Raw genomic sequence first — 18,744 nt, 5'->3', positions numbered from 1 at the left:
TGCAATCTCTGAACCCTTGACTTTCGCCGGGTTCAGAGAGCATTTGAGAGTGTAAGTATGAGAAATCAACTAGTATACTTTTAGTAACCTAATTTTCTTAGCGGAAGGATGACGATGCGAGCGCGGATTGAAAAGGACGCCAAAGGTCGTCGACAGGTCTCAGAGGCCTGTCTGGAGCCATGCGCAATCGAAAGAGGTATGCGGATCATTGGCGGAAAATGGACCGGATCGATCTTGTGGCACCTCAAAGATGGTCCCGTACGTTTCAATGACCTGGCGCGAATGATCGGTGGTGCCAGTAAGAAGATGATTGCCGAGCGGCTGCGCCAGCTAGAGGATCAGGGGCTGGTGAGCAGACACGTGATGGATACCGCACCGGTTTCCGTGCAGTATTCTATCACTGACCTTGGCTGCACGGCACTTGGGTTTCTCGACGAATTGCGAAAGTGGAGCGAGGAGCTGCCTAACGGCTTAAAGTAATGAATTTAGTCAGTGTTCACTGATCTGAAAGCTTGAGTTTTTTTGACCGCGTACCGAATGAGGTTTTCACCAATCCGCGGATGAAGTGACAAGGTTACTTACAACAGTAGTCCAAGGGTTTGCTTTCCCGAAGAAAGCAGTGCGAACAACCTTCTGTAGGCTGCTCAGTACCATTTGAACCGACAGGTGACGAAAAAGCTGTCCCGCAGGCGACGAGTTTTTTGAATTTGGTTCTGGCATCCACAGCGAACGGCTGCTTTGGCGGCCGCACCGCGGCTGCGGCTTTGCCAAGTAAGCGGCAGCAAAAACCAGTCGATATGCATTGCGATTTCCGCCTTGTCCGCTGCGCCGTCATTTATTCCCTCGGAATGCTGCACCTAATATCAACGTCCGCTTCCGGGAAGCTGCGCTGCGGCGAGTTTATACCACTTGAACGGCGGCATTGGGCCGTCCGCTAGACTTTGCAAAGTGAGCTTTCAGTGCATTACGGTCATTGGGGCACCGTAAAGCATTGATCAAAGAGGGCTCGGAGCAGATGTTCGCCTGAATACCGCGAGCGACCGCTATACGGACTTTACCGCCATTCGCCCGAATGATTTGAATGACTGTTTCCCATTCAAGGCATTCAGGTGTTCTCCGCTGAGCGCGATTTGAGCCATGCCACAACGTTGGTCACCGACCCATGGTTTTTAGTTGCTCGCGACATGAGGACATAGAAGTCATTTCTACCCACGTCCCAGGCTGCACCAACCTCGACCAAGCGTCCGGCCTCAATGTCATGAGCTACTAGAAACCGGCTTACCAAGGCCACGCCCTGCCCAGCGATGGCTGCGTCGACCGCAAGCGACGTTTGGCTCAAGCGGAGGTCACGGGGAGACTGGTCCTCGACGCCTAATTGCGCAATGTAGCTGGGCCATAGATCATGGGTGTCATGGATCTTCGGCAGTTTGGCGAGGGTTTCTGGCTCAAGGAGACTACCGTCCTTGGCCGCGAATTTTGGCGCGGCTACCGCGATGAGCGATTGCTTGAACAAAAGCGTTACATCCAGTGAAGCGCCGAAGGGTGGCGACCCTTGGCGCACTGCAAGGTCTATCCCGTCGCTATGAAAGCTCGAGATTTTCTCAGTGGCCATGATCCGCAAATCAATATTCGGGTATGCTGCCGAAAAGTCCGGTAAGTTGGGGATCAGCCATTTTGCTGCGAATGTCGGGGTGACGCTGATAAGGACTTTGTTCGGCTCTGGCTTCAACTCTGCCGTTGCGGATCGAAGGTCTGCGAACACGTTAGCTATCTGGTTGTGAAAGCTGCGTCCGACCGATGTAAACCGCAGACCCTTCGGCACCCGTTCAAACAAGGCCACATCAAGATGCGCTTCGAGCTGACGCACTTGTTGCGCCACGGCCCCTTGCGTGACGCCCAATTCATCAGCGGCGGCTCGGAAACTAAGGCGGCGGCCTGCTGCATCGAAAGCACGCAAACTATTGAGCGGGGGAAGGTCAGTCATTTTGCGATAGTATTTCTACTGTCATGTAACATCAATTCTCAATCGATCTCTCTCATATTGATATCCATATATAGTCCAATCATGAAAGGACACTCGTTATGTCAGTAGAAAAAGTAGCTCTAGTCACAGCGGGCGGTAGCGGCATGGGAGCGGATGCAGCCCGTAAATTGGCGGAAGATGGGTTCAAGGTTGGCATCCTGTCCTCGTCCGGCAAGGGTGAGGCGCTCGGCGGAGAACTCGGCGGCTTTGGCGTGACCGGCTCTAACCTTGACGGAGAAGCGCTGAACGCTTTGGTCGAGGGTGCGAAGGATCGTTGGGGCCGTATTGATGTCTTGGTGAACTCTGCTGGCCACGGACCGAAGGGTCCGGTTCTCGAAATCAGCGACGACGAATGGCATAAAGGGATGGAAGTCTACCTGATGAACGTGATCCGCCCGACAAGGCTTGTCACACCCACAATGCAGGCGCAGGGCGGCGGAGCAATCATCAACATCTCAACCTTTGCGGCATTCGAACCCGACCCTCTTTTTCCAACGTCGGGGGTATTCCGGGCCGGGCTTGCTGCATTCACGAAGCTTTACTCGGACAAATATGCGTCAGACAACATTCGTATGAACAACGTCCTTCCAGGCTTCATCGACAGCCTGCCCGAAACCGAAGACCGCAAAGCGCGTATTCCCATGGGGCGTTACGGGTTGGCGTCGGAGGTGTCTTCTCTTATTTCGTGGCTCGCCTCGGAAGATGGTGGCTATATGACGGGACAAAACCTGCGTATCGACGGAGGCTTGACCCGTGCAGTCTGATGTTTTGGTCCTTGGATCGCCTCGCGAGCGCCTTGTCTTCGCGGTCAAGTGGGGCGCATCCGCCGTTCAGATCATGGGATACACTGCGACGGGTTTTGGCTGGGCACCTTGGAACCTATACATGTTTCTTGTCGGTGTCGTTGGTTGGTTCGCCGTTGGCGCACTGTGGAATGACAAGGCGCTGATGCTTGTCCACCTTGTCGCGCTAGGCGCAATGATTGCTGGTATGGTTAGCGACTGATGAGCGAGAACAACCATCTGGCGCTGGGAAGCATTAGGGAGGTGTGGGCTTGGAGCGGTCATTCGCCGAAATTTCCCGAGCGACCGCTTTGCGGACTAAAACGGACATCCCATCCAGACAAAAACAATGCGGTTCGCTTCTTGACAGCTATTCTGAATTTGCGTCGATCCAACAAAAGCGGTTTGGTACCCGCGTGGTAGTTTTCAAGGCTTGGGCATTTTTACAACTACACGCCGAGATGCCGCTGGCTGATTTCACTATCCAGATCGCCAATTGCGCCTGACCAGACCGATCTGCCTCGCTCAAGGATTGTCGCGTGATCACAGACCGCTCGCAACTCGCTAAGCGATTTGTCGATTACCAGAATTGAAAGACCAGATTCCCGTTTCAGTTGCTCCACAGTCGCCCAGATTTCTCGTCTGATATTAGGCGCAAGCCCTTCCGTAGCCTCATCCAGTATGAGCAAGCGTGGATTGGTAACTAACGCGCGCCCTATGACCAGCATTTGCTGCTCCCCGCCTGACAAGGAGCCCGCAAGCTGATCGGCGCGCTCGCTGAGACGCGGGAAAAGCGCAACGACCTTGTCTATATCCCAATGGCCAGGCCGGGAAACAGCTACGAGGTTTTCAAGCACCGTTAGATCGCAAAATGCGCGGCGGCCTTCGGGGACAAGGCCGATGCCCAACCTTGCCACTTGGTGGCTCGACAGTCTGCGAATGTCGGTGCCGGCAAACACCATCGAGCCTTTGCTTCCGATCATTCTGCAAATAGCGCGAACGGTGGTCGTCTTGCCCATACCATTGCGCCCCATAAGGGCGACGACTTGGCCCGCTTCGATCGTCAGATCAACGCCAAAGAGGGCTTGGCTTTTGCCATAGCTTGCGACTAGGCCGGAGATGGAAAGAAGGCTCATGGGTCCTCTCCAAGATAGGCGCGCTGAACTATTGGATTTTTGCGAATATCTTCGACTGATCCGGTTGCAATCACGCTTCCGTAGTCAAGAACCGTTATTCGGTCAGCCAATTTGAAGACGACATTCATGTCGTGTTCCACAAGCAGGATCGGAGCCTGATTTCGCAAGTCACTCAGCAGCTTCGTGAGCAGCTTCGTGCCTTCCGCGCTTAAACCGGCCATTGGCTCGTCCAGTATGAACACCTTTGGTTCAAGGGTCAGCGCAACTGCGACTTCCAGTTGGCGGCGCTGACCATGGCTGAGTTCGCCTGTTCGCTTGTCTGCAAAGTCGATCAGGTCCACACGACGCAATGCATTCTCTGCGTGATCGCGCAGGTTTTTGTCGTCAAGAACGGGTAGGAAGAATTGCCAGGGTCGGCCTTTGGCCCCAAGCGCGCCCAGCATGGCATTCTGCAAGACGGTGTCGTCTGACGCTAGAGCGGAAATCTGGAAGGTGCGTCCTAGCCCGAGCCTTGCCCGGTTTTTAGTGGTCTCGTGAGTGATATCCTGGCCCTGAAGGCGAACCGAACCTGCGTCAGACTTTAGGCCGCCGCAGATCTGAGCGATGAGCGTCGATTTACCAGCCCCGTTTGGGCCGATCACGGCGTGAACTTCGCGGGGCCTCACGTCCAATGTCACGTCGTCGTTTGCAATCAGGGCGCCAAAGCGTCGAGTAAGACCGTCAACTTGCAACACGGGCCGCATCATCGGTCGGACCTTCCCGTGATGACGCCGTACAGGCCGCCGCGGGCGAAAAGGACGACCGCCAACAAAAGCAGACCAAGAAAGAATAGGAAATATTCGCTAATGCCTCCAAGCGCATGCTCGAGTACGACGAACAGAGTCGCGCCTGCAACTGGCCCGAACGTCCGGCCCAACCCTCCGAGGATTATGAAAACGATCAGTTCACCTGACATCTGCCAGCTGAACATCGTCGGACTGACGAAGCGATTAAGATCGGCAAAAAGCGCCCCCGCCAGCCCACAGATCATGCCGGAAATCACCAATGCAATGAGTCTCAGCCGAAACGGATCAAGCCCGACCGCCTCTACCCGCTCGGGGCTTTGCCGCGCCGCGTTTAGCGCAAGCCCAAAGGGCGATTTTACGAGCCGCACGTTTAGCCAAAGGACTAAGCCCAGAATTGCAAAACAGATTCCGAAGAACTGTATGGGATCAAGCGTGTTCATACCCGGGAACGAATTTCGAATGTAGATGGAAAGGCCGTCTTCTCCGCCATAGGCGGGCCAGCTGATTGCAAAGAAAAAAAACATCTGCCCGAAGGCCAGAGTGATCATGATGAAATAAACGCCTGAAGTTCGAAGCGACAGAAGCCCGATAATAAAGGCGGTAGCACCTGAAAACAGTATTGCCACCAACCAGATCACAGGCATTAGCTTGGTGCCAGAAATCGTGAACGGCCATTCCATCAATGGCGAATACGTCTGCGCGTGAAAAGCCAGAATACCCATCGCATAGCCGCCAATCCCAAAGAAGACCGCGTGTCCGAGGCTCACGAGTCCTCCCAGCCCAAGCGCGATATTGAGACCAACCGCAGACAGAGCGAAGATGACCGCTCGGGTCGCCAATGTAATTGTGAATGGTTCGTCCGAGACCCAAGCCCAAAGCGGCACACAAAGAAGCAGGCTCATGAGAATGACGTTTAGTGCTTTTTCTGTGATCATGCTCTTGCCCCGAACAGCCCGGTCGGTCTCCAGATCAGCACGCCGGCCATAAGAACGTAAATCGACATTGATGCCAATGCCGAACCAGTCGACGTTGCAACATCTGGCGCCATGAACAGTTTGAACAGTTCCGGCAAGAAGATGCCGCCCAGGGTATCGGTCAAACCAACCAGCAAACTGCCGATAAGCGCCCCCCGAATGGACCCGATGCCCCCGATCACTATGACGACGAAAGCGAGTATCAGGATCGGCTCACCCATTCCGATCTGGACCGATTGGATGGCACCTACAAGTGCTCCCGCTAATCCGGCGAGCGCTGCTCCGAGCGCGAAGACAAACGTGTACAAGCGACCAATATCAACGCCGAGTGCTGCAATCATTTCGCGGTCATTTTCTCCGGCACGAATCTGAATGCCAATGCGGGTCCGTGAGATGAAGAGCCACAGCCCAACCGCCACGAAAAGCCCTACAAGGATGAGCACGAGGCGATAGAGCGGATACTGAATGCCGCCTGGCAATGAAACGGGACCGGACAGATAGCTTGGAATTTCGAGAAACAGCGGGAATGAACCGAAGATCCATCGCGTACCCTCGGAGAAAATCAGTATCAGCGCAAAAGTCGCAAGCACTTGCTCGAGGTGATCACGGGCATAGAGCCGACGAATGACTGCCAATTCGACGATGACCCCGGCCATGGCCGCCGCAGAAATGGCAGCTGCAACGGCCGCCAAGAAAGACCCCGTCGCCGCAGCGGCCGCCGCAGCTGCAAAAGCGCCGACCATGTAGAGTGATCCGTGCGCAAGATTTATTAGGCCCATCACGCCGAAGATCAGCGTCAGGCCTGCTGCCATGAGAAAGAGCATGAAGCCGAACTGTATTCCGTTCAGAATCTGCTCGGCGATAAGGATGAAAGTCACGGTTTGAGCAAAAACGGGCCGCCGCCATTTAGTTGGGGGCGGCCTCAGGTTACATTTTACAATCTGCCGCGTAGGCGTCCGAGTGGTTTTCCAACGCCACACCAATGATCCGGTTGGTGAAAACATCCCCTTCCTGAATGACTTCGCGCGCGTAGATAGTCTGAATCGGATGGTGGTTTGGACCAAATTCAAAGTCGCCACGCGTGCTGTCGAATTCGGCCGCGCGCAATGCATCTCTGAACGCGTCTTGATCCGAGACATCAGCCGATCCGAGCGCCGAAACGATCAACTGTGCCGTGTCAAAGCCCTGGCTTGCGTAGAGAGACGGAAGCCGCCCGTACTCGGCCAAAAAGCTTTCAACGAACGCGGCATTTGTTGGATTGTCGATATCCTTGTTCCATTGGCTGGTATTCACAATCCCAAGTGCTGCGGGCCCGACGGCTTGAAGGATGCCCTGATCGAACGAAAACGCCGGACCCACGACGGGCAGATCAACCCCGCTATCTGCGTATTGCTTGAGAAACGAAATCCCCATTCCGCCGGGAAGGAAGAAAAAGACACTGTCTGCGCCGGACGCACGGATTTGAGCAATCTCGGCAGCATAATCCGTTTGGCCAAGCTCGGTATAAATCTCACCGGCAAGATCGCCTTGGAAGAACCGCTTGTACCCAGTCAAAGCGTCCTTGCCCGCCGGATAGTTCGGCGCGAGAATGAAGCTATTGCTATGCCCTGCTGTGTTGGCATAGGCGCCAGCTGCTTCGTGCAGGTTGTCGTTCTGCCAAGCAACGTTGAAGTAATTTTCGTGACAGCCCTGACCGGCCAGCGCCGACGGCCCCGCGTTCGGCGACAAATAGAACTTACCTTGGGCCGTTGCCGCCGGAACAACCGCCATTGCGAGGTTCGACCAGATTATGCCCGTCAGGATATCCACCTTCTCGGATTGGATCATCTTGTCAGCAAGCTGTACGGCAACGTCGGGTTTTCGTTGATCATCTTCGACGACGACCTCGATATCATCTCGCCCAGATTGCTTGATACCCAGCATGAAACCGTCGCGCACATCGATCCCCAAGCCGGCTCCACCGCCGGACAGAGTGGTAATCATGCCAACCTTGGTCTCTGCGAATGCCCCTGTGGCCAGCAACCCTATGGATGCGGCAATGGCAATCGATTTATACGTCATAAGTTTCCCCTATGTTATTTTTCACTGTCACCGGCAGGATTTGTCCGGCCAGGTTTGAAGTTGTACAGCGATTACAGCTTTAGCAATCAGTCATTATTGAGATGCTTTCCTGCTCAGAAAGGCAATGTCCAGTGCAAGTTTTCAATATCTAAGGCCCATATTGGTTATTAGTACCTAAATTCTCAGAAATTGGGGACGCATTGCGAGGCGGAAAGCTAAGCTGGAGCCCCTTATCCGTTATCCTAAAATGCTATTTGCTAAATTGCCGTGTCGCCACACGGAGACAACGGTTGCGGTCAATTAGTATGCTGCAGGGATAGAACCAGACACTTGCTGCGACGTGCATGAACGTCTAATTTGCGGACAAAGCGATGGTTCGCTGCGACTGCGCAAGTGTCCGCCCCCGTTCGGTGAGGTTAGGAGGATCGTTTTTGTCCCTCAGGACGTTTCAGCCAGTACAATTCGAAGCACTACGGCACAGACTCTACCATGCGCACTGCCAACGCATATGTTATCATGAATTTGTGGCACAACTTCAATGACCCGCGCGCCAAGCGTTTAGAGATTCTTCGCAGCATATTCCTGACAACCGCCGCATCTTCGTGCATGATGAAAAAATAGGCAGACTCTTTTTTGCCTTCCTGGAAGTGCTTGAATTCTCAAGGGGCGCGCTTTGGAAATATTGGTTAACGGCATAAACACGGTTCTTTGGAACTACGTATTGATCTACGGTCTTCTTGGGACCGGTATCTTTTTTACAATTCGACTCGGTGCGCTTCAGTTTCTCCATTTTGGGGAAATGTTGCGCGTCCTGACGTCTGCGAAGAGCACGGACAAAAGAGGTATTACTCCTTTTCAAGCGCTGACAGTAAGTTTAGCCTCACGCGTCGGCACTGGAAACCTTGCTGGCGTAGCGGTCGCTCTGACCTTGGGAGGTCCAGGCGCAATCTTTTGGATGTGGATCGTGGCATTGGTTGGAATGGCCACCGCGTATTCCGAAAGTACTTTGGCTCAACTCTACAAAGTCACGTCTTCTAACGGAAGGTTCAGGGGAGGTCCTGCGTTCTACATGGCCAACGCCCTGAACGCTCCTTGGGCTGGAGTCATTTTCTCAATCTGCCTGATTGTCAGCTTTGGTTTGGTTTTTGTCGCCGTCCAATCCAACTCGATTGCTGAAGCTTTCGAGGGCGCGTTCGGGTTAAACAAATTGGTCGTTGGCATAGCGCTGGCCGCAGCCGCAGCGGTAGTCATATTCGGTGGAATAAGAACCATCGCAAAGTTTGCAGAGATCGTTGTACCGCTCATGGCAGGTCTCTACCTCTTGCTTGCCTGTATTGTCGTAGTCCTGAACATTTCCGAAGTACCCGCTATGTTGTGGTCGATTGTTGCAGGTGCGTTTGGCCTTCAGGAAGCTGCAGGAGGCGTGACAGGAGGCGTCATGGCTGCTGCGCTTAACGGTATCAAACGGGGGCTTTTCTCCAACGAAGCGGGCATGGGCTCAGCACCAAACATTGCAGCAGTTGCAACACCTGATCCCCACCACCCTTCCAGCCAAGGTTTCGTCCAGGCATTTGGGTGTTTTGTGGATACGATTTTGGTCGCAACGGCAACTGCACTGCTTATTCTTCTGTCGGGCGCGATCGAAATTGATGGACCTACCGGAATGCGACTGACTCAAGACGCGGCAGCGGTCCATCTCGGCGAAATCGGCCGCCACTTTATCGCGATTGCTATCGTCTTTTTTGGCTTCACATCCATACTTGGTAACTACTCATATGCCGAAAACGCGATGACCTTCCTAAAATTGGAAGGCAAATTACCGATTTACATCTTGCGTTTGGGTTGCCTTGCAATGGTTGTCTGGGGCGCTGTGCAAGCTGTTGCCACTGTGTTCAACTTCGCGGATGCGGCCATGGGAATAATGGCGACCATCAATTTGATAGCAATAGTGCTGCTGTCTGGAACCGTCTACAGACTAACGGTCGATTATTTCTCGCAACGCCGACAGAACGTTGAACCTCGCTTTGTCGCAAGCAAATTTCCCGAGCTGAGTAAGGGCGTAGATCACACTGTCTGGACGGAGGAGATCCATGCCGACAATCAAAACCACTGAAAGCGAAAGGCTTCAGGAAGTCTTGGACGATATCGCAGATCGCATTGCCGGCATGTCCGACAGGGGGAAGGTAGCACAGTATATTCCAGAACTCGCCACAGTTGATCTGAACCAATTCGGTATTGCCGTTGCACCCATCAACGGTCCGCTAGTGTCTGCTGGGGACGCGGGCACGCTGTTTTCAATCCAAAGCACCTCAAAAGTGTTCTCGCTTACTTTGGCGCTGCAACAGGTTGGCGCCACCTTGTGGCAAAGAGTTGGCCGAGAACCTTCCGGCGATCCGTTCAATTCGATCGTTCAGCTTGAACACGAGCGCGGAATTCCAAGGAACCCGTTTATCAACCCCGGTGCGATCGTAGTGGCCGATATTCTGCTCGAAAACCGTTCTGCTGACGAGGCTATCAACGACCTTTTGACGTTGTGCCGAGAGCTTTCGGAGGACAACTCGATTGAGGTTGATGTGTCGGTTGCGGACTCAGAGATCCGAACCGGTTCCAGAAATCGTGCGCTTGCCCATTTTATGCAGGCGGAAGGCAACCTTAAGGCTCCCGTAGAGGATGTTCTGTCGCTCTACTTTCGACAGTGTAGCATCGCCATGTCTTGCGAACAGCTGGCGCTAGCAGGTCGTTTTCTTGCGGCGGCGGGTCAAAATCCGGCTACCGGCGCCACAGTATTGTCAGCGCAAAGAGCAAGAAGAGTTACTGCGCTCATGATGATGTGTGGATCCTACGATGCCTCGGGCGAATTTGCCTTCCGTGTTGGCCTTCCAGCGAAAAGCGGTGTTGGCGGCGGAATCCTGTGCGTTGTACCTGGTATCGCATCTGTTGTCGCCTGGGGCCCCGGGCTCGATCAAAAAGGCAATTCCCATTTAGCAACAATCGCCTTTCAAGAACTTGTACGCGCCACGGGGTGGTCCATTTTCGGACCAAGTGTATGACCCGGATTGGGTGAACCGGTTCCAAATGAATTTAGTTCCACTTTAGTGACCGGCAGAGGACACAACTGAAGTCAGACCGGTATGGGTGGCGGCGATGTCAGACGAGTGATCCGAGAATAGGTTTACAGCACTTTGAGCGGCGATCATCTTTTCATGGATAGAAGCTTAGAAAGCCCCCTACCCGCATCAAACCAAGTTCTTATGACAAGACTGCTCCAAGGGTAACTTCTCGGCAATCAACTCGCGCGACTTGTTATCCAATGGTTATAAGGCCTTAGCTAGATTTTCTGGCAAGACCGAGGCGCTGCTGTCAATCACTCCGCTTTCTGCAAACTGCCAATTAAGCCTGCCTCACAGAAACTCAAAAGGTTCAAGGTCATGCTCTCGCGATCCGCCTCGCCAATGTTTCCGCTTAGGGCCAAAATTCGCCACTGCGACGTACACAGGGCGAGCATTGAAGACACGGCAAACACCAACGCGCCCGCAACTCGTTCTGGACTAGCCTCAGGGTGTTTTGAGCACAGCTTTTCTACAACCCTCATGGCCACAGGATCAAAGTGTGTTTGAGCCAATTCTCGCCACCGTGTATCAGCCGATACAATCGCCACTATTCGAGCATAGGCAAGCCACTGAGGATCTCCGCTGAATGCTCGCGAAACGAGCGGCAGCATGAAGGCTGACAACAAATCACCGACACTCCAGTCCGACTGTGCGTCCAACAATTCAATTCTAGAGAGTCGCTCTTCAGAGAGTTCGGAAGCCCGGCGCGCCACTATGCGCTCGAACAGCTCTTCTTTAGGACCCCCGTGAAAATTCACATTGGCCTTTCGAACACCTGCGCGTTCAGCAATGTCTCGAATTGAAGCGCCCTCGAATCCCCTCTCAGCAAAAACCTGTTCTGCAGCATCGAAGATTCGTTCTCTCGCGGCGACGGATCGCCGCGACGGAGCTCTTTTTCTTTCTTTTACAGCATGTTGTGGCATCTCAAAAACCAGTTTGCCTTATTTAGAACGTTCGTTCAAGATAAATACTGTCGCAGGAGGAGACGCGAATGGAACAGGCGCAGGTGAGAGCGGGCCAGCTGGTTGAGGCAAAGGCCCGCCCCGAAGAGTGTTTTGCTTTGATCGGTGCGGGGCCAATGGGCCTTGCAATGGCAAAGACGCTTGTCGAGCAGGGAGTGCCATTTCAAGGATTTGAACTGGCCGACGATGTGGGTGGTCTGTGGAACATCGATGCACCTCGGTCCACGATGTACGAGACCGCCCATCTCATTTCTTCTAAGCGCATGACGGAATTCACTGATTTCCCGATGCTGGAGGATACGGCAGAATATCCGTCACATCGCGAAATGAAGACCTATTTCCAAGACTTCGCAAAAGCGTTTGACCTGTATCAGCACTTTCATTTCGGAGCTGAAGTTCTCAAGACCGAACCATTGGAACGCGGCGGATGGGAAATAACCTGGCGAGACAAGACCGGCACCCATCATATCCAAAATTTTGCAGGGTTAATGATTGCCAACGGCACGCTGTCAGAACCCAACATGCCCGAATTCCAGGGTGAATTCACAGGTGAGCTCATCCATGCGTCCGAGTACCGCTATCCCACCCAATTTGCCGGTAAGCGCGTTCTGGTTGTTGGCGCGGGCAACTCCGGTTGCGACATAGCGGTCGATGCCATTCACCATGGCGTATCTTGCGACCTCTCTATGCGCCGCGGGTACTACTTTGTTCCCAAATATGTCTTCGGAGTCCCTGCTGACACCATGGGGGGTAAGATCCGCCTGCCCATGTGGCTTAAGCGAAAAGTCGATGGCGCGATCCTGAAATGGTTTGTCGGTGATCCGCAGAAATACGGGTTTCCGAAGCCGGACTACGCTCTTTACGAGTCGCATCCAGTGGTCAATTCCCTCATTCTGTTCCACGCGGGTCATGGCGATCTGAAGGTCCGTCCGGATATTGAGCGTTTGGACGGCAAAACCGTTCATTTCCGCGATGGAACCTCGGCTGAATACGACATGATACTGGCCGCGACCGGGTACAAGCTTCACTACCCATTCATCGGCAAGAAACATCTCAATTGGAAGGGTTCCGCGCCTCACCTCTACCTAAACTGCATGCACCCAGAACGAGATGACCTGTTTGTTCTTGGCATGGTTGAAGCATCGGGGTTGGGCTGGCAAGGACGTCATGAGCAAGCCGAAATGATCGCTCGTTACATAGCTGGATTGCGGTCAGGCAACTCTGCGGCGCAGGCAATCCGCTCCACCAAGTCCGATGGATATGAGAGAGCAACAGGAGGTATGAACTACATCGACCTTCCGCGCATGGCCTACTACGTGGACAAAGCGACCTACCGGAGAGAGGTAACGGGCCAAATCGCTGCACTCAAGGCGGCTGAAGTATGAACGGAATAGATCAGGTCGTTCTGAATTTTGATGCCGGAAATCTTAGGGTTCTCAATGCCATCCTAGCGATCGTCATGTTCTCGATCGCGCTGGATTTGCGTACGGACGACTTTCGACGCATTGCAGGTGCACCCAAGCCCCTCATTGTTGGTCTTGTGTCACAGTTTCTGGTACTTCCAGCGCTTACTTTTCTAATGATAGTCGCACTGCGGCCGATGCCATCTGTTGCGATGGGCCTTATCCTCGTTGCTGCGTGCCCTGGTGGGAACATATCAAATTTCATGACCCACCGGGCGAAAGGAAATGTGGCGCTATCGGTTTCAATGACCGCTTTCGCGACGGTCGGAGCCATCGTCGTAACACCCGCAAACATTGCATTTTGGGGTAACCTTTATGGCCCGACGCGCGAGATCCTGCAGCGCACTGAAATCGACCCAGTCGCCGTCGCAATAACGGTCGGGTTCATGCTGATCCTACCATTGGTCCTGGGAATGCTAGTAAACGCGCGGTTAAAACCATTGGCTGATCGCATTCGCCGCCCAATGCAATGGCTCTCAATGGCCATCTTTATTGCCTTCATTGTGCTCGCGCTGGCTGCCAATTGGGCGAATTTTCTTCAGGTCGCCGGAGCCGTCATTGGTCTCGTAGTTGTCCACAATGCGCTGGCATTCCTTGGAGGGTACACAACGGCAACGATCACAGGGTTGTCCGAGCGGGATCGCCGTTCAGTTACAATTGAAACAGGTATTCAGAATTCGGGGCTGGGGCTCATCCTGATCTTTGCCTTTTTTGGAGGAATGGGAGGTATGGCTGTTGCCGCCGCTTTGTGGGGCATATGGCACGCGATTTCTGGCTTGGTTCTTGCGGGCTTCTTCGCAAGGCAGGAGCTTCCGGTATGAAGCGCCTTCTCATCACTGGCGCTGCTGGTGCAGTCGGAACAGCGCTGCTAAGTCGTCTGGCGCATAAGGACAACTATGCCGTCATAGCTACGGATATCCGAGAACCAGCAAAATTGCCGCCTAACGCGCGGTTCATCAAGATAGATGTGACCAGTAGCGACCCACACGACGTCATCATGTCAGAACGCCCCGACACGGTCGTGCATCTTGCTTCGATTGTAACCCCCGGGCCAGACACAACGCGGGACCTCGAGTACCAGGTCGATGTTGAAGGTACGCGGAAAGTTCTTGATGCCTCCATCTCCGCGGGAGTACAGCGACTGGTCGTTACGTCCTCTGGCGCGGCCTATGGCTATCACGCCGACAATCCTGCGCTATTGCGAGAAACGGACGCAATTCGCGGCAATCGGGAATTCGCGTATTCTTGGCACAAAAGACTGGTCGAGGAGATGCTGGCAGACGCGAGAAAAACAGCCCCGGAATTAGAGCAAGTCGTATTGAGGGTTGGGACGGTTCTCGGGAACCATATCGAGAACCAGATAACGTCTCTGTTCCAAAAGCCTCGCCTACTTGGGCTGAAAGGATCAGAAAGCCCCTTTGTCTTCATATGGGACAAGGACCTGGCAGAAATACTGCTGCGCGCATCGACAAACGGGCCTGCGGGCATTTTCAACGTCTCTGGCGACGGTGCGCTTACTGTTTCCCAAATCGCCAAGGCCATGGGCAAGACTGTGCGCTGGTTGCCGCCAAAGTTGGTCAAGATGGCACTGGCCGTGGCCCGACCCGTAGGGCTTTCTCGCTATGGTCCTGAACAAGTTCGATTTCTGCAGTTTCGACCTGTGCTGGACAACACTGCACTTAAGGTGAAGTTCGGCTATCAACCCAAATACTCAAGTGCAGAAGCATTTGAGCTCTGGTGGGAGCACGCGAAGTGAAAAAAACTGCAGTCATAACTGGCGGTGCTGGCGGACTGGGGCAGGCTTTATTTGAGGCATTGCGAGAACAAGGTTGGCATACCGTAATCATTGACCTTACAGGCCCACGCCTCGACGCTTTGGTTGATGACAAAGATCTTAGTGTCTACGCTTGTGACCTGACAAAACCTAAGCAGTGTGCAGATGTATGCACTCAGATTTTGAAGGATAGACCTTCAATTGACATGGTTATTTACAACGCAGGGGTTACGCAAATCTCGGCGTTTTCCGACAGTGACATGAGCTCTCATCGCGACCTCTTTGAGATCAATTATTTTTCTGCAATTGAGTGCGCTCGGCATTTCCTATTTGCACTAAGAAAGTCCAAGGGAACGCATCTGGCGATCTCATCAGTCGCGGGGTTTGCGCCACTCTTCCATAGAACTGCCTACGCCGCCAGCAAGCATGCAATGGAAGGGTTTTTTAAGTCTCTGAGAGCCGAGGAAACCAGTCACGGGGTGTCCGTTACTATTGCTGCACCTTCCTTTGTTGCAACGAACATCGGGCAAACAGAAAAAGATGCTAAGGGTTTCGCCCGTCCGGGATCCGCAACTGACGGTGTTGACTATATGACGCCACAAAACGCAGCCCAGATCATTCTTGACGGGACTCGAAAACGAAAAGCATTTGTGCCCGTTGGTCGAGTTGCAACCCTATCGAACGCCATGAACCGGTTAGCTCCGTCGCTATTCTTCCGCCAAATGATGCGCACAATTGGAAGGAGTTAGTTCTCTGAGGGTGCCATCAGATGAATTCGAAACAGTCTCAACTAGGCCAGCAGAGCTTTCTTTCATTCCGCGCCAAGTTCGCGTCAATCGGCGAGAGCAGCGGCGCGTGTCAGCTTGAAGGCACCTAGGCTGGTGAGAGACCGCTCCTGGTTAAAGTGGTTGTAGAGGGAGGAGTGAATGGCGGCGAATTTCTGTAAACTTTGCATACGCCAAAAACGCTGTATCCCGCGTTCTTTTCCTCAATGTTATTCATGCCACCGACTATCGACCTTCCTTCTTCCAATCCAGCCCGAGACAAAACTACGACCGTTTAGAAATGCCAAAAGCGGTCATTCTGGCTCATTGCAGCATCCCACAAAATGGGCTCTGAGCGGAAGATAAACCGGAGAGTTCGAAAGTCTGCTTGGGAGCGGCGAGCGGACGATCCCGTCCGCCTATTTGGTTACATATCGATGCTTTCGGCAGCATTAAGGGCGTCTTCAAGCTCGACGCCAAGGTAACGGACTGTGCGGTCTACTTTGCTGTGACCGAGCAGAAGTTGAACGGCACGTAGGTTTCCAGTTTTTCTGTATATCAAAGCCGCTTTTGTGCGCCTCAGCGAATGCGTGCCATAGTTAGATGGATCGAGACCAATCGCTAACAATCATTCCCGGACAAGCCTAGCGTATTGCCTTGTTGAATTATGCGTTAAAGCGTGTACACGACTCGGAAAAATATACCGTTTTCCTCTCGTGGACGGCGAAGAGATCTAATGCGATACGACTTCACGTTTATTCTCTGTCACTTCAAAATGCACTGGCTTTGAAGTTTTGCTTTGAACAACGGACACCCGATCACGAACAGTATTGCCAACGGCGAGATCGTTAAACCTAAGGCGGACGAGATCGCACCCGCGCTTACTTGCTATCGACGCCAAGATTATACTCAACGAGGTTTCTCAGCTTGTTTGCGAGTTTGAGCCGGGCACGAATGGCCCAGACCTGCTTCTACTGCGATAGCCGCTTCTGTCCGACTAGTCTGCCTTTATCCCAAGGCGGGCGGCGCGTTGTGACAACGGGAAGTAGAATTTTTGGCATCTTCGGTCTCCGCCCATTCCCCTTCGTCCCAAACATCGAGGCCGTGCCGACAGTTGAAGTCTAGTTGCTGCTCGCGTGCCTTCAGCACAGGAAAGTCCTCAGGTTTCAGGAACTGCCACCGCCGGTCTACTTAACCATCAAATCAGCTGCCTGCCGCAACGGGTCGGTGCATTCGTCGAGATTGAACCTCAGCGGGCCAACACCATGATGGAGACTGCCCGCAACGTGGATATGACCAACGGCATAGCTGGTCTGGAAGAACTTGCATCCTCGTTCTACGAACTGGCTGACAGGTTAATGCCCAACGAGACCCACGAAGCCCTGGCCGAAGCGGTGTACCAACACCAAGCTGGGTGTGATGGACGGAAGGTGATGGTTGGCGGCACACCTGTATCACTTGAAGTTGCTGTGAAGCAGCAGATCATACGTTTCATCCGACGTTAGCAACAGCGGGCCTGAGTATCTTGCATGGGGGGGGACGTCACTCAAAATTGGTAGGATATCCAAAAACATTGACCGGATTTCAATAGTTAAGTCACTCCGCAAGGCATTACCTAAAAGCTAGCTCGGAATACCGAAACAACCGTAAGATACTTAAGTGATGTATTGACGGAAACTTTTGCTGATTTCGCTCTAGTCATCGCACTGCTGTTCACGCTGTGGCTTTACGTCTATTTGCCCATGCGTATGGCAAGCAACAGGCATCGCAACCCATGGCTGTGGCTTTTGATCAGCATATTTTTCACACCGATTTTCGCAATAATCGGGATACTTTTGTTACAGGAAATCTGCCCCAAAAACCGACGCGAAGGACACGAATTATGCCCGACCACGAAGAAAACGACCTTGGATGGAACAACGCCGTGAATCGCCCTAAGACAAAATGGGAAGCTCGGGCTGATGGGGTAGTCGCCGCGACAAAGCTGACGATACTGGGCGTGATCGTTCTCGCAGCCATTATTGCGATGCTTTCCTAGTGTTTCGCCCTGCTTAGAGAGAAATAAACGAAGCCATCAATTGTTAGAAAAATGAAGAAAACTGAGGTCCGACGTGAATTCCCTTTCAAGCCAGCTGACTAACAAAGGGGCTTCTGCACAGGCAATGGATACACACTAAGGCAAGCGAACGACTGCTAAGGCCGCGGTTCTAGCTACAAGCGTATCAGTTACAAAACGTCCCGCGGTAGCAGCGGGTCGACACGCAGACTCGGTCGCCGAGCAGTCTATATGTGAACAACATCACTGAACACAAAACCGAAAGCCGCCATAGTCAACACTGTAACGAGTTAGCGTTCATGGTGTGTTTCGAACGCGAGATCGGTTTCTCCTCCCTGAGATAGGGGCGCGCTTTGTTTCCAGCGCGCCCCGTCTTTTTTTGGAACGATGTCACGTTTACCGGCCCAACTCGGGCTTGCGTAGAAGCCGCGCGGTACGACTTTGTCAAACGCTCTCACCGTCCTACAATTTGGGTGTGAACAAACGAAGCGAATGGCCATGCTGGAAGACAAGCGCAAAGATCTTGACTCGGAAAAGCAGAAACAACTCCTGCGGAAGTTGGTTGAAGATCTGAGTAAACAGCAGATCGACCTCTACTATCAGCCCACAAGCGAAATCGCCGCGTTTCTTGAGAAACAGATCGAAAGCGGTGAGTCTCTGCTGGCAGAAGACAGGGCGCTTCTACGTCGGTTGAGCCGCCGCGATATCGAAGTGCTTCTCAGCCTACACTGATAGATTTGCCAAAATTTTCTGCTAGAGAAAGTGGTGGGCGACCCTGGAATCGAACCAGGCGTGCGTCTCCGCGAGGGAGTTACAGTCCCCTGCCACACCTTGCGGCCTGTCGCCCACTGTCA

At 53.2% G+C, this 18,744-nt stretch carries 20 protein-coding genes, 1 tRNA gene and 2 pseudogenes; 12 read left to right on the top strand and 11 right to left on the bottom strand.

The features are described from left to right. Positions 1-114 precede the first annotated feature (114 nt). Positions 115-480: a winged helix-turn-helix transcriptional regulator gene (locus tag ACR3FB_RS04765; RefSeq protein WP_425084925.1), complete on the top strand. Its 366-nt coding sequence runs from the start codon at positions 115-117 to the stop codon at positions 478-480. A 164-nt stretch (positions 481-644) separates the two neighbouring features. Here ACR3FB_RS04765 and ACR3FB_RS04760 read toward each other — a convergent pair whose 3' ends face one another. Together ACR3FB_RS04760 and ACR3FB_RS04755 are read right to left on the bottom strand one after the other, a co-directional pair. Continuing rightward, positions 645-803: a hypothetical protein gene (locus ACR3FB_RS04760; RefSeq protein ID WP_480564584.1), complete on the bottom strand. Its 159-nt coding sequence runs from the start codon at positions 801-803 to the stop codon at positions 645-647. A gap of 302 nt (positions 804-1,105) precedes the next feature. After that, positions 1,106-1,984 (bottom strand): LysR substrate-binding domain-containing protein, encoded by an 879-nt coding sequence (locus ACR3FB_RS04755; protein WP_480564581.1) that lies wholly within the window; start codon positions 1,982-1,984, stop codon positions 1,106-1,108. 98 nt (positions 1,985-2,082) lie between these two features. Here ACR3FB_RS04755 and ACR3FB_RS04750 point away from each other — a divergent pair, with 98 nt between their 5' ends. Together ACR3FB_RS04750 and ACR3FB_RS04745 are read left to right on the top strand one after the other, a co-directional pair. After that, a complete protein-coding gene (locus ACR3FB_RS04750) occupies positions 2,083-2,787 on the top strand; it encodes an SDR family oxidoreductase (protein ID WP_480564578.1) in 705 nt (234 codons plus the stop codon). Then, positions 2,777-3,028 carry a DUF6552 family protein gene (locus tag ACR3FB_RS04745; protein ID WP_425084929.1) on the top strand — a complete coding sequence of 84 codons (252 nt, stop codon included), beginning with the start codon at positions 2,777-2,779 and terminating at the stop codon, positions 3,026-3,028. Before ACR3FB_RS04750 ends, ACR3FB_RS04745 begins: the two co-directional genes overlap by 11 nt. A 226-nt stretch (positions 3,029-3,254) precedes the next feature. On the opposite strand, the gene ACR3FB_RS04740 is transcribed toward ACR3FB_RS04745, so the two are convergent. The 5 genes from ACR3FB_RS04740 to ACR3FB_RS04720 are packed head-to-tail and all read right to left on the bottom strand — an operon-like array spanning position 3,255 to position 7,761. Beyond that, complete coding sequence (locus ACR3FB_RS04740; RefSeq protein ID WP_425084930.1) at positions 3,255-3,941, bottom strand: ABC transporter ATP-binding protein; 687 nt, start codon at positions 3,939-3,941, stop codon at positions 3,255-3,257. After that, positions 3,938-4,687 (bottom strand): ABC transporter ATP-binding protein, encoded by a 750-nt coding sequence (locus tag ACR3FB_RS04735; protein ID WP_480564575.1) that lies wholly within the window; start codon positions 4,685-4,687, stop codon positions 3,938-3,940. Before ACR3FB_RS04735 ends, ACR3FB_RS04740 begins: the two co-directional genes overlap by 4 nt. Continuing rightward, complete coding sequence (locus ACR3FB_RS04730) at positions 4,684-5,661, bottom strand: branched-chain amino acid ABC transporter permease (RefSeq protein ID WP_480564572.1); 978 nt, start codon at positions 5,659-5,661, stop codon at positions 4,684-4,686. Before ACR3FB_RS04730 ends, ACR3FB_RS04735 begins: the two co-directional genes overlap by 4 nt. Next, the gene (locus ACR3FB_RS04725) at positions 5,658-6,578 is read right to left on the bottom strand and encodes a branched-chain amino acid ABC transporter permease (RefSeq protein WP_480564569.1); all 921 of its coding nucleotides are present in this window, start codon (positions 6,576-6,578) and stop codon (positions 5,658-5,660) included. Before ACR3FB_RS04725 ends, ACR3FB_RS04730 begins: the two co-directional genes overlap by 4 nt. 49 nt (positions 6,579-6,627) lie before the next feature. Next, positions 6,628-7,761, bottom strand: a complete 1,134-nt coding sequence (locus ACR3FB_RS04720; protein ID WP_425084934.1) for an ABC transporter substrate-binding protein — start codon at positions 7,759-7,761, stop codon at positions 6,628-6,630. A 673-nt stretch (positions 7,762-8,434) separates the two neighbouring features. Here ACR3FB_RS04720 and ACR3FB_RS04715 point away from each other — a divergent pair. Together ACR3FB_RS04715 and ACR3FB_RS04710 are read left to right on the top strand one after the other, a co-directional pair. After that, positions 8,435-9,874 (top strand): alanine/glycine:cation symporter family protein, encoded by a 1,440-nt coding sequence (locus ACR3FB_RS04715; protein WP_480564566.1) that lies wholly within the window; start codon positions 8,435-8,437, stop codon positions 9,872-9,874. Next, positions 9,852-10,811, top strand: coding sequence for a glutaminase (locus ACR3FB_RS04710; RefSeq protein WP_480564563.1), 960 nt, complete (start codon positions 9,852-9,854; stop codon positions 10,809-10,811). The genes ACR3FB_RS04715 and ACR3FB_RS04710 overlap by 23 nt, the downstream gene beginning before the upstream one ends. 314 nt (positions 10,812-11,125) lie before the next feature. On the opposite strand, the gene ACR3FB_RS04705 is transcribed toward ACR3FB_RS04710, so the two are convergent. Next, entirely contained in the window at positions 11,126-11,794 is a 669-nt protein-coding gene (locus ACR3FB_RS04705; protein WP_170665875.1) for a TetR/AcrR family transcriptional regulator, read from the bottom strand. Between the two features lie 68 nt (positions 11,795-11,862). Between ACR3FB_RS04705 and ACR3FB_RS04700 the strand changes: the two genes are divergently transcribed. From ACR3FB_RS04700 to ACR3FB_RS04685, 4 genes are read left to right on the top strand one after another with little or no spacing between them, the layout of a single operon-like run. After that, the gene (locus ACR3FB_RS04700) at positions 11,863-13,218 is read left to right on the top strand and encodes a flavin-containing monooxygenase (protein WP_480564560.1); all 1,356 of its coding nucleotides are present in this window, start codon (positions 11,863-11,865) and stop codon (positions 13,216-13,218) included. Next, positions 13,215-14,117 carry a bile acid:sodium symporter family protein gene (locus ACR3FB_RS04695; RefSeq protein WP_425085541.1) on the top strand — a complete coding sequence of 301 codons (903 nt, stop codon included), beginning with the start codon at positions 13,215-13,217 and terminating at the stop codon, positions 14,115-14,117. The genes ACR3FB_RS04700 and ACR3FB_RS04695 overlap by 4 nt, the downstream gene beginning before the upstream one ends. Beyond that, positions 14,114-15,052 (top strand): SDR family oxidoreductase, encoded by a 939-nt coding sequence (locus ACR3FB_RS04690; RefSeq protein WP_425085542.1) that lies wholly within the window; start codon positions 14,114-14,116, stop codon positions 15,050-15,052. Before ACR3FB_RS04695 ends, ACR3FB_RS04690 begins: the two co-directional genes overlap by 4 nt. Further along, a complete protein-coding gene (locus ACR3FB_RS04685) occupies positions 15,049-15,819 on the top strand; it encodes an SDR family NAD(P)-dependent oxidoreductase (protein ID WP_480564557.1) in 771 nt (256 codons plus the stop codon). The genes ACR3FB_RS04690 and ACR3FB_RS04685 overlap by 4 nt, the downstream gene beginning before the upstream one ends. A gap of 83 nt (positions 15,820-15,902) precedes the next feature. Here ACR3FB_RS04685 and ACR3FB_RS04680 read toward each other — a convergent pair. Together ACR3FB_RS04680 and ACR3FB_RS04675 are read right to left on the bottom strand one after the other, a co-directional pair. Continuing rightward, a pseudogene (locus tag ACR3FB_RS04680) lies at positions 15,903-16,055 on the bottom strand (IS6 family transposase); the annotation flags it as partial. Positions 16,056-16,261: 206 nt separating this feature from the next. Then, positions 16,262-16,790, bottom strand: a pseudogene (locus ACR3FB_RS04675) (tyrosine-type recombinase/integrase). A 309-nt stretch (positions 16,791-17,099) separates the two neighbouring features. Here ACR3FB_RS04675 and ACR3FB_RS04670 point away from each other — a divergent pair. The 3 genes from ACR3FB_RS04670 to ACR3FB_RS04660 all read left to right on the top strand — a co-directional run bounded on the left by ACR3FB_RS04670 (position 17,100) and on the right by ACR3FB_RS04660 (position 18,622). Further along, positions 17,100-17,339, top strand: a complete 240-nt coding sequence (locus ACR3FB_RS04670) for a hypothetical protein (RefSeq protein WP_425085544.1) — start codon at positions 17,100-17,102, stop codon at positions 17,337-17,339. Between the two features lie 377 nt (positions 17,340-17,716). Then, positions 17,717-17,872: a hypothetical protein gene (locus ACR3FB_RS04665; protein ID WP_425085545.1), complete on the top strand. Its 156-nt coding sequence runs from the start codon at positions 17,717-17,719 to the stop codon at positions 17,870-17,872. Positions 17,873-18,388: 516 nt separating this feature from the next. Further along, a complete protein-coding gene (locus tag ACR3FB_RS04660; protein WP_170374937.1) occupies positions 18,389-18,622 on the top strand; it encodes a hypothetical protein in 234 nt (77 codons plus the stop codon). 31 nt (positions 18,623-18,653) lie between these two features. Here ACR3FB_RS04660 and ACR3FB_RS04655 read toward each other — a convergent pair. Then, positions 18,654-18,737, bottom strand: a tRNA-Tyr gene (locus tag ACR3FB_RS04655). Positions 18,738-18,744: the final 7 nt, after the last annotated feature.

It is taken from the genome of Ruegeria sp. AO1 (genome assembly GCF_056535985.1).
Note: the sequence above shows the minus strand (reverse complement) of the source record. Positions and strands in the feature narration are given on the sequence as shown.

Bases quoted from the DNA above. Each gene is read 5' to 3' on its own strand.
- ACR3FB_RS04705 (WP_170665875.1), bottom strand. From the start codon at position 11,794: ATGCCACAACATGCTGTAAAAGAAAGAAAAAGAGCTCCGTCGCGGCGA.
- ACR3FB_RS04740 (WP_425084930.1), bottom strand. From the start codon at position 3,941: ATGAGCCTTCTTTCCATCTCCGGCCTAGTCGCAAGCTATGGCAAAAGC.
- ACR3FB_RS04700 (WP_480564560.1), top strand. From the start codon at position 11,863: ATGGAACAGGCGCAGGTGAGAGCGGGCCAGCTGGTTGAGGCAAAGGCC.
- ACR3FB_RS04755 (WP_480564581.1), bottom strand. From the start codon at position 1,984: ATGACTGACCTTCCCCCGCTCAATAGTTTGCGTGCTTTCGATGCAGCA.
- ACR3FB_RS04670 (WP_425085544.1), top strand. From the start codon at position 17,100: ATGATGGAGACTGCCCGCAACGTGGATATGACCAACGGCATAGCTGGT.
- ACR3FB_RS04760 (WP_480564584.1), bottom strand. From the start codon at position 803: ATGCATATCGACTGGTTTTTGCTGCCGCTTACTTGGCAAAGCCGCAGC.
- ACR3FB_RS04665 (WP_425085545.1), top strand. From the start codon at position 17,717: ATGCCCGACCACGAAGAAAACGACCTTGGATGGAACAACGCCGTGAAT.
- ACR3FB_RS04730 (WP_480564572.1), bottom strand. From the start codon at position 5,661: ATGATCACAGAAAAAGCACTAAACGTCATTCTCATGAGCCTGCTTCTT.
- ACR3FB_RS04765 (WP_425084925.1), top strand. From the start codon at position 115: ATGCGAGCGCGGATTGAAAAGGACGCCAAAGGTCGTCGACAGGTCTCA.
- ACR3FB_RS04750 (WP_480564578.1), top strand. From the start codon at position 2,083: ATGTCAGTAGAAAAAGTAGCTCTAGTCACAGCGGGCGGTAGCGGCATG.
- ACR3FB_RS04735 (WP_480564575.1), bottom strand. From the start codon at position 4,687: ATGATGCGGCCCGTGTTGCAAGTTGACGGTCTTACTCGACGCTTTGGC.
- ACR3FB_RS04710 (WP_480564563.1), top strand. From the start codon at position 9,852: ATGCCGACAATCAAAACCACTGAAAGCGAAAGGCTTCAGGAAGTCTTG.
- ACR3FB_RS04720 (WP_425084934.1), bottom strand. From the start codon at position 7,761: ATGACGTATAAATCGATTGCCATTGCCGCATCCATAGGGTTGCTGGCC.
- ACR3FB_RS04660 (WP_170374937.1), top strand. From the start codon at position 18,389: ATGCTGGAAGACAAGCGCAAAGATCTTGACTCGGAAAAGCAGAAACAA.
- ACR3FB_RS04690 (WP_425085542.1), top strand. From the start codon at position 14,114: ATGAAGCGCCTTCTCATCACTGGCGCTGCTGGTGCAGTCGGAACAGCG.
- ACR3FB_RS04695 (WP_425085541.1), top strand. From the start codon at position 13,215: ATGAACGGAATAGATCAGGTCGTTCTGAATTTTGATGCCGGAAATCTT.